We start from the raw sequence: 15,989 nt of genomic DNA on the forward strand, positions 1-15,989 counted from the left end.
TTGCATGTGCACGCTATTTTTTAAAAAAGGCGTGTTCGCACGCTTTTTGGGACTTTTTTTAGTCGGGCTTACATGCAGTGCAAAGCTTTTAGCACAAGACAATATTCAAATAACTACAATTTATTCTAAATATCTTTCAAAAAACCAAAAAATACAAGCCTTGCAAGACCAAATTGATGCTCTAAGTTCTAAAGCAAAAGTAGTCAGCAAATGGGATAACCCTATTCTTTACCTAGGTTATAACAATGCTAGTGTGAGCAACTTCTATAGGCTTGATAGCACCTTAATGCAAAACATGAGTTTAGGTCTATCTCAAAAAGTAGATTTAAATGGTAAGCGTTTCACTCAGTCTAAAATTATAGACTTAGAAAAACAGAAAAAAATTTTAGAACTCAAAAAAACCAAACAACAATTAGCGATTAACTTGATGATAAATGGTATTGAAAATTATAAGAACCAACAAGAACTCAAGCTTTTAGAAGTAGCGATTAAAAATTTAGAAAATACTCTCTATAAAGCCAATAATTCTAGCTCGCCCAATCTTGTAGCGATTGCTAAATTAGAAATTTTAAAATCGCAATTAGAAATCAAAAAGAATAATTTAGAAGACGCTTTGTCCAATAGCCATTATGTAATGAGTGAGCTAACTTTTGGAGGAAATGAGCTTTTAAGCATAGCTCCTAAAGATTTTGAGCTCAACAAAGAACAAGAAATGCAAAAAATCAATAATACCAACTACGACATTGCTATGGCTAAAATTGACGAACAAAAAGCGCAAAAGGATATTACCCTTGCTAAAAAAAGCTTTTTTGATGATGTGAATATTACCGGCGTGTATTATTTCCGTAGCCAACGCTACTATAACTATGATATGTTTAGTATCGGTATGGCAATCCCCCTACCTATATATGGCAAGCAAGCTAGATTAGTAGAGCAAAAAAAAAGAGAGAGTCTAGCCTCTAAAAGCGAAGTGGAAAACGCCAAAAACCGCACACACCATTTAGCACTAAAGCTCATCAAAAAAATTGAAACCCTGCAAAAAAACTTGCAAGCAATCAATAAAATATTAGAGCAAAATGAAAAAATTGTGCAAATTTATGCGTCTGATTTGCCATCTGGTAGCGATTATAACGCTTATTACAATTCTTTCAATGACAAAATCAACATTGAAATCACTCAAATTGAAACTTTAAGCGCTTTAAATAGCACTTATTTGTCTTTACAAAACCTTAAAGGATTAGAATGAAACTTTCTTTAATTTTAGCGCTAACATTAGCATTCACTTCTTTAAATGCTACTCTCAACCAAGCCAATAATGAAACCCCCAATAATAAAGAGAGCGCTCAAGCGCCTACACCCAAAAGCAAAACCCATTTTAACATCTCTACTATTAAGGTCATAGAAAAAGAATTCGCTCAAAGTAGGCGCTATTATGCGACTTTAGAACCCGATGAAAGATTGATTTTTTCTCAAAATGTGCGTTTTGATGGCTATGTAGAAAAACTCTATACCAATAGGACTTACACGCCCGTTAAAAAAGGCGATAAATTACTTACTATCTATTCGCCCGAATTAGTGAGCGTGCAAAGCGAATTGCTATCATCATTGAAATTTAATCATCAAGTAGATGCCATTAAAGAAAAATTACGCTTGCTAGGCTTGGAAAACTCTAGCATTGAAAAGGTGATTAGCACCCATAAAGTCCAAAACGAAATCAATATCTACTCTCGTTTCAACGGGATTATTTTTAGAAAAAGCAAGGATTTAAACGAAGGGAGCTTTATCAAAAAAGGACAAGAGCTTTTTCAAATCATAGATTTAACTAAACTATGGGCAATCACTAAAGTTAATCAAGAGGACTTGGAGTTTTTAAAGGGCGTTAATAAAGCCACTTTGTTTGTAGAAGGGGTTAAAAACAAACAAGAAATCACGCTTGAAAACATCAATCCTATTGTCAATGAAAAGGACAAAATGCTAGAGGCTCGTTTCAATGTGCCTAATACCAAACTACTCTACTATCCTAACATGTTCGCTCAAGTGGAAATCTTTCAAAAAGCTAGAAAAATGAAAATCTTGCCTAAAGAGGCGGTGCTAATTAAAGAGGGTAAGGCAATTGTGTTCAAGAAAGATGATTTTGGCTTAACCCCCCTAGAGATTAAAGCCACTCGTTTAAGCGATGGGAGTTATGAAGTTTTAGAAGGGCTTGATGTAGGCGAAGAAGTCGCTAATAACGCTTTATTTGTGCTAGATGCGGACGCTCAAAATAATGGGGATTACTAAAAATGATAGAAAAAATCATTGATTTAAGCGTTAAAAACAAGCTTATAACCGTTCTAGCCACTCTGCTGATTTTCTTAGGCTCTATGTGGGCGATTAAAACCGTGCGTTTAGACGCTTTGCCGGATTTAAGCCCCGCACAAGTGGTCGTGCAAATCACCTACCCCAATCAAAGCCCAAAAATTGTGCAAGAGCAGGTTACCTACCCCCTAGTCTCTACCTTTATGAGTATTGCTAATATTGACACGGTTAGGGGCATTTCTAGCTATGAAAGCGGGCTAATTTACATCATTTTTAAAGATGGCGTAGATTTATACTGGGCAAGAGATAGGGTCTTAGAGCAATTAAATAGAGTGGGTAATTTGCCTAAAGATGCTAAAGTAGAAATAGGAAGTGATTCTACTTCTATTGGCTGGGCGTATCAATACGCCTTGCATAGCGATAGCAAGAATTTAAGCGATTTGAAAGTCCTACAAGATTTTTATTACCGCTACGCTCTTTTAGGCGTTGATGGGGTGAGTGAAGTAGCAAGTGTGGGGGGCTTTGTCAAGGATTATGAAGTTACGCTTAGAAATGATGCTTTAGTGCGTTATAACCTAAGCTTAGAGCAAATCACAAATGCGATTAAAAAATCTAATAACGACACCGGTGGGGGTATTATCTTAGAAAATGGGTTTGAAAAAATTGTGCGAGCGTCTGGCTATATCAAATCCTTGAAAGATTTAGAAGAAATCGTGGTTAAAAAAGAAGGGGCAATCCCTTTAAAAATCAAAGATATAGCCAGCGTGAGATTAACACCAAAACCACGCAGGGGGGCGGCTAATCTCAATGGCGATAAGGAAGTGGTGGGCGGAATTGTAATGGTAAGGTATCACGCTGACACCTATAAAGTCTTAAAAGCTATTAAAGAAAAAATCGCCACCTTACAAGCGAGTAACCCTGATGTGAAAATCACAAGCGTATATGATAGAAGCGAATTGATTGAAAAAGGTATTGACAATTTAGTCCATACGCTCATAGAAGAAAGCGTGATTGTTTTAATCATTATTGCGATTTTCTTATTGCATTTTAGAAGTGCGTTAGTGGTGATTATCACTCTACCCTTAACCGTGTGTATTTCTTTCTTGCTTATGCGGTATTTTAACATTGAAGCAAGCATTATGAGTTTGGGGGGCATTGCGATTGCTATAGGGGCTATGGTAGATGCCGCCATTGTTATGGTAGAAAACGCTCACAAGCATTTGCAACACATTGATATGAATGACAACACTCAAAGAGTTAATGGCATTATGGAAGGGGTTAAGCATGTGGGGGGGGCGATATTCTTTGCCTTAATGATTATTGTGGTCTCTTTCTTGCCTATTTTTGCACTCACCGGTCAAGAAGAAAAACTTTTTGCTCCTTTAGCTTATACCAAAACTTTTGCCATGCTTGTAGGGGCATTATTATCTATTACAATAGTCCCCATTTTAATGGTATGGCTCATTAAAGGGCGGATTTTAGAAGAATCTAAAAACCCTATTAACGCCTTTTTCATCAAAATTTATGGCGTGTGCTTGAATTTTGTCCTTAAGTTTAGATACGTCTTTTTAGCGGTTAGTGTGCTAGGTTTAGGGGGCTTGTATTTCACTTATAAGAAACTCCACTGGGAATTTATACCCCAAATTAATGAAGGGGTTGTGATGTATATGCCTGTAACGACTAATGGCGTAGGCATTGATGTCGCCCTAGAATATTTGAAAAAAAGCAATACCGCTATTAAGCAACTAGATTTTGTCAAACAAGTCTTTGGTAAAGTGGGGCGAGCAAACACGAGCACCGATGCTGCAGGCTTAGCCATGATAGAAACTTACATTGAGTTAAAACCACAAAGCGAATGGAAAGAAAAGCTTACTTATAAAGAAGTGAGAGACAAATTAGAAAAAACCTTACAATTAAAAGGCTTGACTAATTCATGGACTTACCCCATTCGTGGCAGAACGGATATGCTCTTAACCGGTATTAGAACCCCACTAGGCATCAAGCTATATGGGAATGATACGGATAAATTACAAGAATTAGCCATAAAAATGGAACAACAGCTTAAAACTCTCAAAGAGAGCTTATCTGTCTTTGCAGAGCGTTCTAATAATGGCTACTACATCACACTAGATTTGAATGATGAAAATCTAGCTCGTTATGGCGTGAATAAAAGTGCGGTGCTAGACACGATTAAATTCGCCCTAGGCGGAGCTACGCTCACAACCATGATAAATGGTGTAGAAAGCTACCCTATTTCTTTACGCCTAGAAGATACAGACAGAAACACCATTGAGAGATTAAAAAATCTCTACATCAAAACCGCCTACAATTACATGCCCTTAAAAGAATTTGCCCATGTATATTATGACAACGCTCCAGCCGTGTTAAAAAGCGAAAAGGGCTTGAATGTGAATTTCATTTACATAGTCCCCCAAAATGGCGTAAGCTCTGATTTGTATAGAGAGTTAGCCACAAAAGCTTTAGAAAAAGTCAAATTGCCTAGTGGGTATTATTATGAATTTAGTGGCGAAAGCAAGTATTTAGAAGATGCGTTTAAGACTTTGCAATACATCGTGCCAATAAGTATTTTTATCATCTTTATTTTAATTGTCTTTGCTTTAAAGAATTTCACTAATTCTTTACTATGCTTTTTCACTCTACCTTTTGCGTTCTTAGGGGGGTTAATCTTTATGAATGTGATGGGCTTTAATATGAGTATAGCGGCATTAGTGGGCTTTTTAGCCCTTTTAGGGGTAGCGAGTGAAACGGCTATTGTAATGATAATCTATTTAGAAGATGCCTATCAAGCGTTTATTAAAACACCCTTAGTAGAACAAACTAGTAGCAAACTAAAAGACGCTATCATGCATGGAGCGGTGCTTAGGGTGAGACCCAAGCTTATGACTTTTTTTAGCATTCTTGCATCACTTATTCCTATTATGTATAGTCATGGCACAGGAAGTGAGATTATGAAATCTATTGCCGCTCCCATGCTAGGGGGTATGATGAGTAGCGTTGTCTTAACGCTTTTTATTATCCCTACAGCGTATTTTGTGATTAAGAATGTGAAAATTAAAAAATAGCCCCTTATACCCCTTTCTCTAGGGGTTAGCCCTTTTTTATCATTTTTTGAGCTTTCTTTTTGCTACAATACCCCCATGCAAAAAAAGATTTTTTTACTAGAAGATGACTATCTCTTAAGTGAGAGTATCAAGGAATTTTTAGAGCATTTGGGCTATGGAGTAACTTGTGCGTTTAATGGCATAGAAGCTTATGAAATGCTGTCTATTGAGCGTTTTAATCTCTTGCTTTTAGATGTGCAAGTGCCTAAAATGAATAGTTTAGAATTATTTAAAAATATCAAAAACGATTTTTTAATCTCTACACCTACGATTTTCATCACCGCTTTACAAGATAACACCACTTTAAAGCACGCCTTTAGCTTAGGGGCGAGCGATTATTTGAAAAAGCCTTTTGATTTGGACGAATTAGAAGCACGCATTAAGCGGTTTTTTAATGATGAGCCTATAGAGATTATGCCTAACATTTCTTATTATAATGGCGTTTTAAATATCCATAATCAACAAGAAATTTTACAACCCAAAGTCGCCAAGCTTTTAGAATACTTTTTAGCTCATAAAAACCAAATCATTAGCTCTCAAGTTCTAGAAAATAACCTTTGGGAGCAACCTATTGATGGCTCCACCTTACGCACTTATATTAAAGTGTTGCGTAAGCTTTTAGGCAAAGATTGTATACAAACGCATAAGGGGGTGGGCTATTGTTTTAAACCACTATGAAAAAAAATCTCTCAAACTCTTTTTGGGGACTTATTTAGGCTCTTCGTTTGTTTTAATGCTAGTAATTAGCGTGTTGTTTTTTTCTTATGAAAGGAATGCTCAATTAGTAAGCATGCAAGAGAATTTACGCTCATTAGCTCATCAAGTTACAAGCGAAATCATAGAATTACACATGCAATCTCATGGGAAGTATCAACAAGCCCTAGAAACTTTTATCTCACACCACAAAAATACTGCACTTGCCCTTTTGGATAGCAAAAGGCGTATTATGTATTCTACAATCCCTGAGGCTCAAGAAATCATTGCTAAACACAAAGAAATAGGATTTTATCATTTTAAAGACCACTACTATTTGATAGGTGATAGGACTTTTGCGCATTTAGGAATCGCTAAAATCCTTTTTAAAAGCCCTAAACCCCTAAACTTTTCAACGCTATTTTTTAATATTGTTTTGGTATTTATCTTGGCTTTTTTATGCGTGATTGTTACAGCTGTTTTTCTAGCACGCTTATTTTTAAAACCCATTAGAAATGAAATCACCCGCATAGATAATTTTCTAAAAAACACCACCCATGAACTCAACACCCCCATGAGTGCCCTACTCTTATCTTTGAAAACCTTAGAAGATAACAAGCAACACCATCGCATTAAAATGGCTATCAAACGCATAAACTTTTTGTATCGTTCGCTTTCTTTTTTGGTCATGCAAGATATTAATAACGAAAAGCCTACATCTTTAGATTTAAAAGCCTTGATTTTAAAGGAAAATGAGCTTTTTACTGAGATGATAGCCTATCATAAGCTTGAATTTAAAAGTGAGCTTGCAACAATCAAGCTTAAAGCTAGGGAGCAAGATTTTATTTCGCTTTATAGTAATTTGCTGATGAATGCGATTAAATACAATGTAATCAATGGACATATTCATGTAGAGCTAACGCCTAAGTTTTTAAAAGTTAAAAATTTGGGGCATGAAATTCCTAAGGATAAAATTACAGAGCTAACTCTTCGCTATGTGCGCTTTAATTCTAGTGTGTTAGGCTATGGTATAGGGCTAGACTTGGTTAAAAGGGTGTGTGATAATTATAAAATGCGTCTAATCATTACAAGTGAACCTTATTTAGATGGTTCTTTTTATGAAAATTCGTTTTGTGTAGAATTTAGAGACTAAAGAAAGTTTTTTCTAAAACATGGCTTTGAACTAGCCACATATAAAGTGCAGTAGGTAAAGTAATGCTTAAAACAAATGCCTTAAAGACTTGATGCAATAGCACAACTGACAATAAAGCAATCATCTCATTAATCCCATAAGGGGGTTGTAAAATTTGAGTGTCTTTAAAGCCATAGACAACTAACATGCCAATGACTGAACATGACAAGGCTCTACCCAAATAGCGCACAAAATCACTTGGTGGGTTTTTAGCGTTAAAAAAGATAAAAGGCCAAATACGAGTAAAATAAGTTGTAAGCATAACCACTAGAATAATCAGCGTTGAATGTTCTAACATTCTAATTTCTTTCTAAAAATAATTAGAGCCATTATCATGCAAATTAAGGCTATCAATAAAAAATATTTAGCCCCAAAAAGCACCAAACAAATAATGGCAATTATTATGCCTAGCCATGCGTTTTTATGGTTAGTGGTGCGCTTGTATTGCTCCATAAATAGCACAATAAAAATGGCTGTCATAATAAACCCCATGCCCTCTGTATCTATAGAAAAATGCGAGCCTAAAAGCGAGCCAATCAAACACCCCATAACCCAATAAGAATGATTAAGCAATGAAACACTAAATAAAAAATCTTGTTTATTGACCCCCTCTTTAGGCTCATACAAATTTAAGAGCGCAAAAGTCTCATCGGTTAATGCATGCGCTAAATAGGGCAAGCGCCATTTAGCGTTTTTAAACCTTTCTAGCATAGAAATCGCATAGCAAGTTTGTCTTGCATTCACTAAAAGCATGACTACAAACACATTAACTAGACTTGCTTGCATGCTTAAAAGTGAGAGTGTAGCAAACTGCCCTGCTCCTGCATAAATGAAAAGCGCCATAAATAAGGCGATTTTATAATCATAACCATGCTGGGCTAAAAGCACCCCAAAAGTCATTCCCATAAGCAAATACCCCAAAAAAATAGAAATGGTATAAGGGAAAGCGCTTTTAAGGGCTTTTAGAAAATCATTCATTTTTTAAACAAATCCTTAAACTTACCAATACAAGTTTCTAAAACGCCTTTATGCGGTTCACTCTCATAGCCAAAACTCGCATGCAGTTTTTGTAATAATTCTTTTTGCTCTTCATTTAAATGCTTAGGATAGATGACTTTTAGCACTGCCACTAAATTCCCCCTATAAGAGCTTTGAGGGTTTTTAACCCCCTCATTTTTAAAAGTAAAGGCTTGTTTATCTCTAGCACTAGGTGGAATCTTTAGTTCTAATTCGCCTTTTAATGAAGGCACTTTAATAGTAGCTCCCAAAGCCACTGAAGTAAAAAATACCGGTGCCTCAATAAATAGGTCATTGCCTTGTCGTTTAAAATGCTCATCTTCTTCAACAATAGCCTCTAAATATAAATCCCCTCTTCTATTTTTCTCATATTCATTGCCCTTGCCTTGAAACACCATGCGATTTTGATTATCAATGCCTTCAGGAATTGGCACTTCAAGTGTTTCTTCTTTAATAATGTAAGTTTTTCCCTTACAGCTAGAGCATGGGGTTTTAATCTTAGTGCCTTCGCCTTTGCATGCCGAACAAGGCATAGCCATAGTCATAAAACCTTGTCTAGTAAAGACTTGCCCCTTACCATTACAATGCTTGCAAGTCTCTAGGGCTTTATCCTTAGCCCCTGTGCCAGCACAAGTTTCACAAATAGATTGGTAATTAATCTTAATGGTTTTTTTGCAACCAAAAACGGCCTCTTTAAAACTTAGCTCAACCTCATGTAAAAAATCAGGCTCAATAGTGCTTTGACGCTTTTTAGAACCCCTATGTGAGCCAAAGCCCCCAAAAGCACTCTCAAAAATAGAGCCTAAATCTTCAAAGAAATCACCAAACCCGCCTTGAGAAAAGCCTCCTTGCTCTACGCCCTGCTTGCCATATCTATCGTATAAGGCTCGTTTCTTTTCATCACTTAATACCCCATACGCCTCATTAATAAGCTTAAACTTCTCTTCAGCCTCTTTGTTGCCTTGATTTCTGTCGGGGTGGTATTTTAAAGCGAGCTTTCTATAAGACTTTTTAATGGTCTCTTGATTGCTATTTTGCTCCACTTCTAGTATTTCATAATAACTTAATTCCACATTCACTCCAAAAACGAAATAAAAATTTCTTATTTTATCTTAAAAGAATAGGTTTGTGCCTTTTTAAACCCATAAAATCAAGTAGAATAATGCCATATGCTAGATTAAAATAAAAGGCAAAAGATTATGCCCTTAATGATTCTTATCGCACTATTTTTAGCTCCACTAAACGCTCAAGTAATGCTGACTTTAGATTCACAAGCAAACGCTAAGCTTGCTCGCTCCAACGAACAACTTGCTGATATGCTAAACAAACTCAATGAGAGTTTAAACATTTATCACAATTTGCTAACTAACAGCCAAGCAGAACTTGAAGAAATCAAAAAGGCTAATAGCACCCTAGCAAGTCAAAGACGCTTTTTAAATGCAAGTCAAATCCGCCTTATGGATATTCAACCCTTGCTAGATAAAAGCGCTTTAGAATTAGAAAAATTACAAGCCTTAGAAAAACGCTTGAAAGACAACATAGAAAAAGAGCGCTTAAACAAACAATCTAAAAGATACTACTTAAAAGAGCGTTGCCCCTATTTAAGCTCTGTTAATAACTTAGATGAGGCGCATAATATTTTAGAGATTCAAGGAAAAAACAGCGCCCTTTTCTTACTCAAAGACCAAGCAACTTCTAGCTTGCTCTTGCAATTAGATTTGCTTGATTCTCTTAAAACTTTATGCGAACAAGCCCTTAAGGACACGCACAACCAACATTTTGAGGAAAACAAAAGGCTTGAATACAACGCTCTAATGCAAGCAGATTTTAAAACCTATCAAACCTTGCGCTTAAAAAAATTTCAAAATCTTTTAAAAAAAGAATTAGAAACTAAAGAAGATGCCCTAAAAGCCTTTTTGCCCTTAGAAAAACGCCTAGAAACTCTTAAATCTAGCTTTTTTTCACAAGGTTTTTGTGAAACAGAGTCTCATTCAAAGAAAAAATCTCGCTCAAAATCCCCTAAAGCCAAAGAATGTTTAGAGCCTAATTTATCTCACAAACATTTACAGCAACGCTTACAAAATGCCCTAATTAAGCGAGACGAAGAATTGAAAAACGCCAAGAATAATAAAGACAAGCAAGCTTTAATCTTAGCCAATTATGAACATACCCTAAAAACCTTGAGCGTAGAATTTTTAAGCGAATTAAATCAACAAATGGCATTTTTAAATGAAACTATGGCATTAAACGCAAAAGTTCTAGCCACTCTAGCTAAAGGGCATTCTAAAACTTCCTATCCAAAGCCTTTAAACTCTAATGATGAAAGGGTTTTTATCAAAAATATCCCCTTAGATTTGCATGGTTTTCCTAGCTTGGAAAATTTTAAATAAAAAGGGGTTTAAATAATCACGCCCCCACCAAGCACCACATCATCTTGATAAACCACCAAAGCTTGTCCGCTTGCCACTCCATAAAAAGGCTCTTTAAATTCCACTTCAATCATATCGCCCTTTAAACTTACAAACGCTTTAGCTGGCACACTTCTATAACGAGCTTTCACTAAATATTCGCCACTTTTAAAATCTTTCATTAAGGATTTGTTGGTGGCTTTTATAAAATGCGTGGCTAAATCTTCTTTTTTACCCACAACTAGCTCGTTATTCTTAGCGTCAATCTTAACTACAAAATGCGGTTCTAACGCCCCCTTGATGTTAAAACCTTTGCGTTTGCCGATAGTGTATTGCATATAGCCTTTATGCGAGCCGATGACTTCGCCTTGTAAATTCTTGACTACGCCTTCCTTATCCACTTCAACATGTTTTTTTAAAGTATCAATGTAACTTTTTTCTACAAAGCAAATTTCTTGAGATTCCTTATAAGTCTCTAAAGTGCCTAAAAAAGGCATCGCATTCAAAGCTAAAGGCTTAATATCATTTTTTAACAAACCCCCTAAAGGAAACACTAATTTAGCAATCACTTCATGACTTAAAGCGTATAAAAAATAGCTTTGGTCTTTAGACTTGTCAAAGGCTTCTTGAATGTAACTGACTTTATCAATCTCTTTAACCCTTGCATAATGTCCGGTAGCGATTTTTTCACACCCTAATTTTAGAGCGTAATCTAGGGCTAGTCCAAACTTCATTAAAGGGTTGCATAAAGCACATGGATTAGGGGTTTGCCCCTGTTCATAAGCTGAGATAAACTCATCATAAACCGCACTTTTAAAATCCTTTTGAAAGTCTAAAACTTCTAAAGGAATGCCTAAAAACTCGCATGCTTTTTGAGCGTTTTTAATGTATAAGTCATGCTTTTTTTCACTCGCATGGAGTTTAAGATAAATCCCCACTAACTCATGCCCTTCTTCTTTTAAGCTATAAGCAGTATATGAGCTATCCACACCCCCACTTAGTAATACGGCTATTTTCATCTTCTATTTCTCATTATCAGTTGGTTTAATTATGCTCATAGTCTAGCACAAAAATAACGCATAACAATAAGTTTTTCAAACTATCCTTATCTATCATGCTAGAATAGCCGATGTATAAGCCATTAATACATTAATAAGGCAAACCAAACGCTTATGAAAGCCCTAAAAAATTTAAACAATATTTCTAAAATGTTTTACAAAAGAACTCTTATCTCTGCCCTAGCGTTTCTAGGGATTTTTGAAAATCAATTAGTGGGGCAAAGCTATAACTTAGGAAAAAATAGCAACATTGTTAGTTGGATGAATGCTAATAACTACTATGGCAACAATAGTATAGGTAATCTCTATAACAATGGTAGCTATTATTGCTTTGGTTGGTATTGCGGAACAAGTTGGACTTTAATTGGCGATAAAGGCATCCATTACACGCTCAATAACTTCATTTATGCGGGCGGTAATTTAACTCTTAATTTAGCGCAATCTAGTATTTCTTTAAGTAACGATGATTTTTATAGCTATTATGGCAGTCAAGTTAATAATGCGATTAACGCTCAAGCTATCAACTTAAGCAATTCCCTACAAGTAGGCTTAAATGCAGGGGGTAACTATAGTGGAGGTCCGGGTAATACAACCCTAAATCTAAACAGCTCTAATATTAACGCCAATAACGCTAATATCCAAGTAGCCAATAACTCTAGCCTAACTTTTAATGGCAACACTACTTTAACTAACTCCCAATTAAAGAGCGATAATACTTCACAAATTGATTTTAAAGACCAAGCAACTTTTAATAACACGACTTTTAATAGTGGGGTGTATAATTTTAGTAGTGGCAATCTAACCTTTAATGGCGATACTTTTAATCAAGGGGTTTCTTTTAATTTTGGCTCTAATGATGTTATTTTTTCTCACACAAACACCTTAACTTCAAGCACACCTTTTACTGACCTTAAGGGGAATGTGTCTTTTAGCCCTAACGCTGTTTTTAACATCAATCAAACGCTTTCTAAAAATCAAACTTATGATATTCTTCATACAAGTGGGACAATCAATTATGGCAATAATTCCAATTCTCTATGGGATTTGATTGATTATCAAGGTCAAAAAGCTATTAGTGATAAAGAAGTAAAAAACGATGTTTATGATGTGGTTTATGATATTGACAATCAAGATGAAACTATTCAAGAAACTTTCTCTTCAAATTCTATCACAACCAAATTTTTAGGGAACACACCAAAACCCAAGCCAAAGCCAATCACACCAACTCCACAGCCTAAACCAACACCTACCCCAAAGCCAAAACCCGCCCCAACACCTAAACCAATCACACCAACTCCAACGCCCACTCAAAGCAATTCGTTTAATTTGGATAATCCTAATGATATTACAAGTAATGGGCAAGCGGGGTTTTTTAATCCATCAACCTATTACTTACCTAAAACAAAAACCTTTGATACCTCTAATGCTACTTATTATCTTATGTCATCTAGTGCTAAAAACCCACTCATTCTTTGGAACTCTGGCACGCCCAATATATCTCTTGGGCAACCAACCTCTTTCACACAAACAATTACCGGTAAAAATAGCGCTTTAGTCATAGGGGCTAAAAATACATGGGCAAATAATTTAAAAGCCCCTAAATCTAATAGCGTGGTATCGTTTGGAGATATTGTAGGCAAATGCACATTGGGCATTATTTGTGCCGGAACTATTAATGGCACTTATAATGCTCCTAGCATATATATTACCGGCACTTTGCAATCAGGCAATGGCTCTACGGGTGGAGCGGCCTATTTGACTTTCAATGCTACAGATAGCATCAATATTGCCAATGCAACCATTAAGCAACTTGAAGATGGCGCTTACAAATCTTACATGCACTTTAATGGCAATAATATTAATATTTCAAACAGCGATTTTAGTAGTGCCGTAGGCAAGTCTGGCGAAAATGCTTTTAGTTTCAATGCTAAAAACACCTTAAATGTTAATGGAACAAACTCTTTTACCCTCAAAGATGGCGGACAAATTAGTTTTAGTGCCAACACGCTTAAATTCTTGGGAAATAACTCGTTTAACTATAGCGATGGCGGAACTTTAAATTTTACAAGCAATACTGATAATTTGAATATGTTAGGAGACAATTCATTCAACTTCACTAATGGAGGCACAATCAATTTTAAAAGCGCTAAAAGCTTGAATCTTAGCCCTAAAACTAGCTTTAATTTTCAAAATGCTAGTGGGACTTTGAACTTGCAATCTAGCACCCCCTCTAACATACAAATTCAAAGCATTAATGCTAATAGTGGGATTAATATTATTTCTCAAAACAATAACCTCAGCATAAATCAAGGCACAATCAGCGCTCAAAATAATTCCATAGAAATCACAGCCAAAAATTTTGTAGATGAAGGGAGCATTAATGCTAACGCTCAAATTACTTTTAATGCTAATGCAACTATCAATAACCTTTCTTTAGGTGCAAATGCCATTTTGCAAGCTAATAATCTTAACATCTTGCAATCTATGGCATTACAAAATAACCAAGACATTCAAGGCAATTTCACGCTCTCTAATGGGGCTAATCTCTCCCTTAGCAACAATGCCACCTTAAGCACTCAAGGACAAGCTAATATCTATGCCTCTAATAAAGCCTTTTTAAGTTTCAACACTAGCACTAACAACACCACTTACACGCTTTTAAATGCTAAAAAGGGCATTAACTATTTTTTAAATGGAGCTGATGTTTTTACAAATTTGAATGATTATCTCAAGCTTTATACTTTAATAGATTTTAATAACCATCATTTAACTTGGGCTAACGGCAAGCTTACTTATGATAACAAAAGCGTTCAAGTTTTGGATAATGGGCTTATTGTGCGTTTTGATAACGCTCAAAATGAGCCTATGGAATTGAGCCTAGGTTATAATCAAATTCGTGTTGCTATAGGTAATGCTAGTCTTACTTCTAATGCCCCTAACATCTCACAATACATCAAAAATATTTTAGGGCAAAATGCCTTAAATGAAGTCAAAGCCTATGGAGGCTCTCAAGGGCTTAAGTGGCTCAATCAACTTATCATAGAGGCGCATAGCCCTCTTTTTGCCCCCTCTTATTTAGAGCATTCAAGCGCACAAGATTTAAAAACTATTCTTAAAGACCTTAATAGCACTTTAGAACAAGTCTCTAGCATTTCGTTAAGAACTCAAGCGAGTCAAGATTTGCAAACTAACACTTATATTAATCAAATGAATCGCTTAGTTAAGCTCTCAGATTTTAATGCTAGAGAGCCTTTTATCTTTGATGAAAGCATTGAACGCTATAAAAATATACGCTTAGCAAGTGCCTCTAATAAAGATGTTCTCTCGCTCATTAACTATAAACCCTCTAAAAAAAATTATTACAACCTTTGGCTTAGCGCATTAGGGGGAGTTAGCCTAATTTCTCAAGGCTCAGGCACTCTTTATGGAGTCAATATTGGGGCTGATAGCCTTATTAAAGACATCATTATTGGAGGCTATATTGCTTATGCTTATAGCAATTTTAATGGAGGTCTTATACAAAATGGCGCTAATAATGTGAGTGTAGGTCTTTATGCAAGAAAGTTTTTTAAACGCCAAGAATTGAGCTTTAGAATCAATGAAACTTATGGGGGCAATCATTCTAAACTTTCTTCAAATAATCCTATTCTCTCAGCACTTAACCAACAATACAATTACAATTCTTATACCACTCAAATTGCAAGTAACTACGGATATGACTTTTTATTCAAACACCGCTCTATTGTGGTTAAACCTCAATTAGGTTTGACTTACTATTATATTGGCGTAGGGCAATTATTGGGGAATAAAATCAACCCCCTTTATGAGCAATTTAAAATTCAAGCTAACCCTGCTAACAAGCAAGTTTTAAACTTAGAGCTTGCCCTAGAGACACGCCATTATTATGGAAAACACTCCTATTATTTTGTTATTGCTGGGATTAGCAGGGATTTATTCTTGCATTCTTTAGGTGATAAGGTAGTGCGTTTTGTAGGTGAAAATTCTTTAAGCTATAGGAACGGACAGATTTATGGCACTTTTGCTAATCTTACCACCGGAGGCGAAATGCGCTTATGGCGCTCATTATATATCAATTTAGGTGTTGGCATGCGTTTTAATCTCAATTATACCAATATTAGCACTATGGGTAATCTTGGTATGCGCTATGTGTTTTAAGATTAGATATAATTAGGATTTGAGT

The 15,989-nt window shown here is 35.7% G+C and carries 11 protein-coding genes; 7 read left to right on the forward strand and 4 right to left on the reverse strand.

Annotation, left to right across the window (positions count from 1 at the left end):
* Positions 1–4 precede the first annotated feature (4 nt).
* The 5 genes from crdB to HCW_RS00810 all read left to right on the forward strand — a co-directional run bounded on the left by crdB (position 5) and on the right by HCW_RS00810 (position 7,266).
* The gene (crdB, locus tag HCW_RS00790) at positions 5–1,246 is read left to right on the forward strand and encodes a copper resistance outer membrane protein CrdB (RefSeq protein WP_014660326.1); all 1,242 of its coding nucleotides are present in this window, start codon (positions 5–7) and stop codon (positions 1,244–1,246) included.
* Positions 1,243–2,280: an efflux RND transporter periplasmic adaptor subunit gene (locus tag HCW_RS00795; RefSeq protein ID WP_014660327.1), complete on the forward strand. Its 1,038-nt coding sequence runs from the start codon at positions 1,243–1,245 to the stop codon at positions 2,278–2,280. The genes crdB and HCW_RS00795 overlap by 4 nt, the downstream gene beginning before the upstream one ends.
* A gap of 2 nt (positions 2,281–2,282) precedes the next feature.
* Positions 2,283–5,381 (forward strand): efflux RND transporter permease subunit, encoded by a 3,099-nt coding sequence (locus tag HCW_RS00800; RefSeq protein ID WP_014660328.1) that lies wholly within the window; start codon positions 2,283–2,285, stop codon positions 5,379–5,381.
* Between the two features lie 75 nt (positions 5,382–5,456).
* A complete protein-coding gene (crdR, locus tag HCW_RS00805) occupies positions 5,457–6,098 on the forward strand; it encodes a copper response regulator transcription factor CrdR (protein WP_014660329.1) in 642 nt (213 codons plus the stop codon).
* Between the two features lie 55 nt (positions 6,099–6,153).
* On the forward strand, positions 6,154–7,266 hold the full coding sequence (locus tag HCW_RS00810) for a sensor histidine kinase (protein ID WP_014660330.1): 1,113 nt from the start codon (positions 6,154–6,156) through the stop codon (positions 7,264–7,266).
* Here HCW_RS00810 and HCW_RS00815 read toward each other — a convergent pair.
* Genes HCW_RS00815 through dnaJ form a run of 3 tightly spaced genes read right to left on the reverse strand, consistent with a single transcriptional unit; the run spans position 7,256 to position 9,395 of the window.
* Positions 7,256–7,603 carry a branched-chain amino acid transporter permease gene (locus tag HCW_RS00815; RefSeq protein WP_014660331.1) on the reverse strand — a complete coding sequence of 116 codons (348 nt, stop codon included), beginning with the start codon at positions 7,601–7,603 and terminating at the stop codon, positions 7,256–7,258. The genes HCW_RS00810 and HCW_RS00815 overlap by 11 nt on opposite strands.
* Positions 7,597–8,283: an AzlC family ABC transporter permease gene (locus HCW_RS00820; protein ID WP_014660332.1), complete on the reverse strand. Its 687-nt coding sequence runs from the start codon at positions 8,281–8,283 to the stop codon at positions 7,597–7,599. The genes HCW_RS00815 and HCW_RS00820 overlap by 7 nt, the downstream gene beginning before the upstream one ends.
* Positions 8,280–9,395 (reverse strand): molecular chaperone DnaJ, encoded by a 1,116-nt coding sequence (gene dnaJ / locus HCW_RS00825; RefSeq protein WP_014660333.1) that lies wholly within the window; start codon positions 9,393–9,395, stop codon positions 8,280–8,282. Before dnaJ ends, HCW_RS00820 begins: the two co-directional genes overlap by 4 nt.
* Before the next feature lie 180 nt (positions 9,396–9,575).
* Between dnaJ and HCW_RS00830 the strand changes: the two genes are divergently transcribed.
* Positions 9,576–10,712, forward strand: a complete 1,137-nt coding sequence (locus HCW_RS00830) for a hypothetical protein (RefSeq protein ID WP_043902713.1) — start codon at positions 9,576–9,578, stop codon at positions 10,710–10,712.
* A gap of 8 nt (positions 10,713–10,720) precedes the next feature.
* On the opposite strand, the gene mnmA is transcribed toward HCW_RS00830, so the two are convergent.
* Positions 10,721–11,749, reverse strand: coding sequence for a tRNA 2-thiouridine(34) synthase MnmA (gene mnmA, locus HCW_RS00835; RefSeq protein WP_014660335.1), 1,029 nt, complete (start codon positions 11,747–11,749; stop codon positions 10,721–10,723).
* 153 nt (positions 11,750–11,902) lie between these two features.
* Between mnmA and HCW_RS00840 the strand changes: the two genes are divergently transcribed.
* The gene (locus tag HCW_RS00840; protein ID WP_014660336.1) at positions 11,903–15,964 is read left to right on the forward strand and encodes a vacuolating cytotoxin domain-containing protein; all 4,062 of its coding nucleotides are present in this window, start codon (positions 11,903–11,905) and stop codon (positions 15,962–15,964) included.
* The last annotated feature ends 25 nt before the right edge of the window (positions 15,965–15,989 follow it).

The sequence above is a fragment of the Helicobacter cetorum MIT 00-7128 genome (assembly GCF_000259255.1).
In the GTDB taxonomy this organism is placed as follows: Bacteria; Campylobacterota; Campylobacteria; order Campylobacterales; family Helicobacteraceae; genus Helicobacter; species Helicobacter cetorum_B.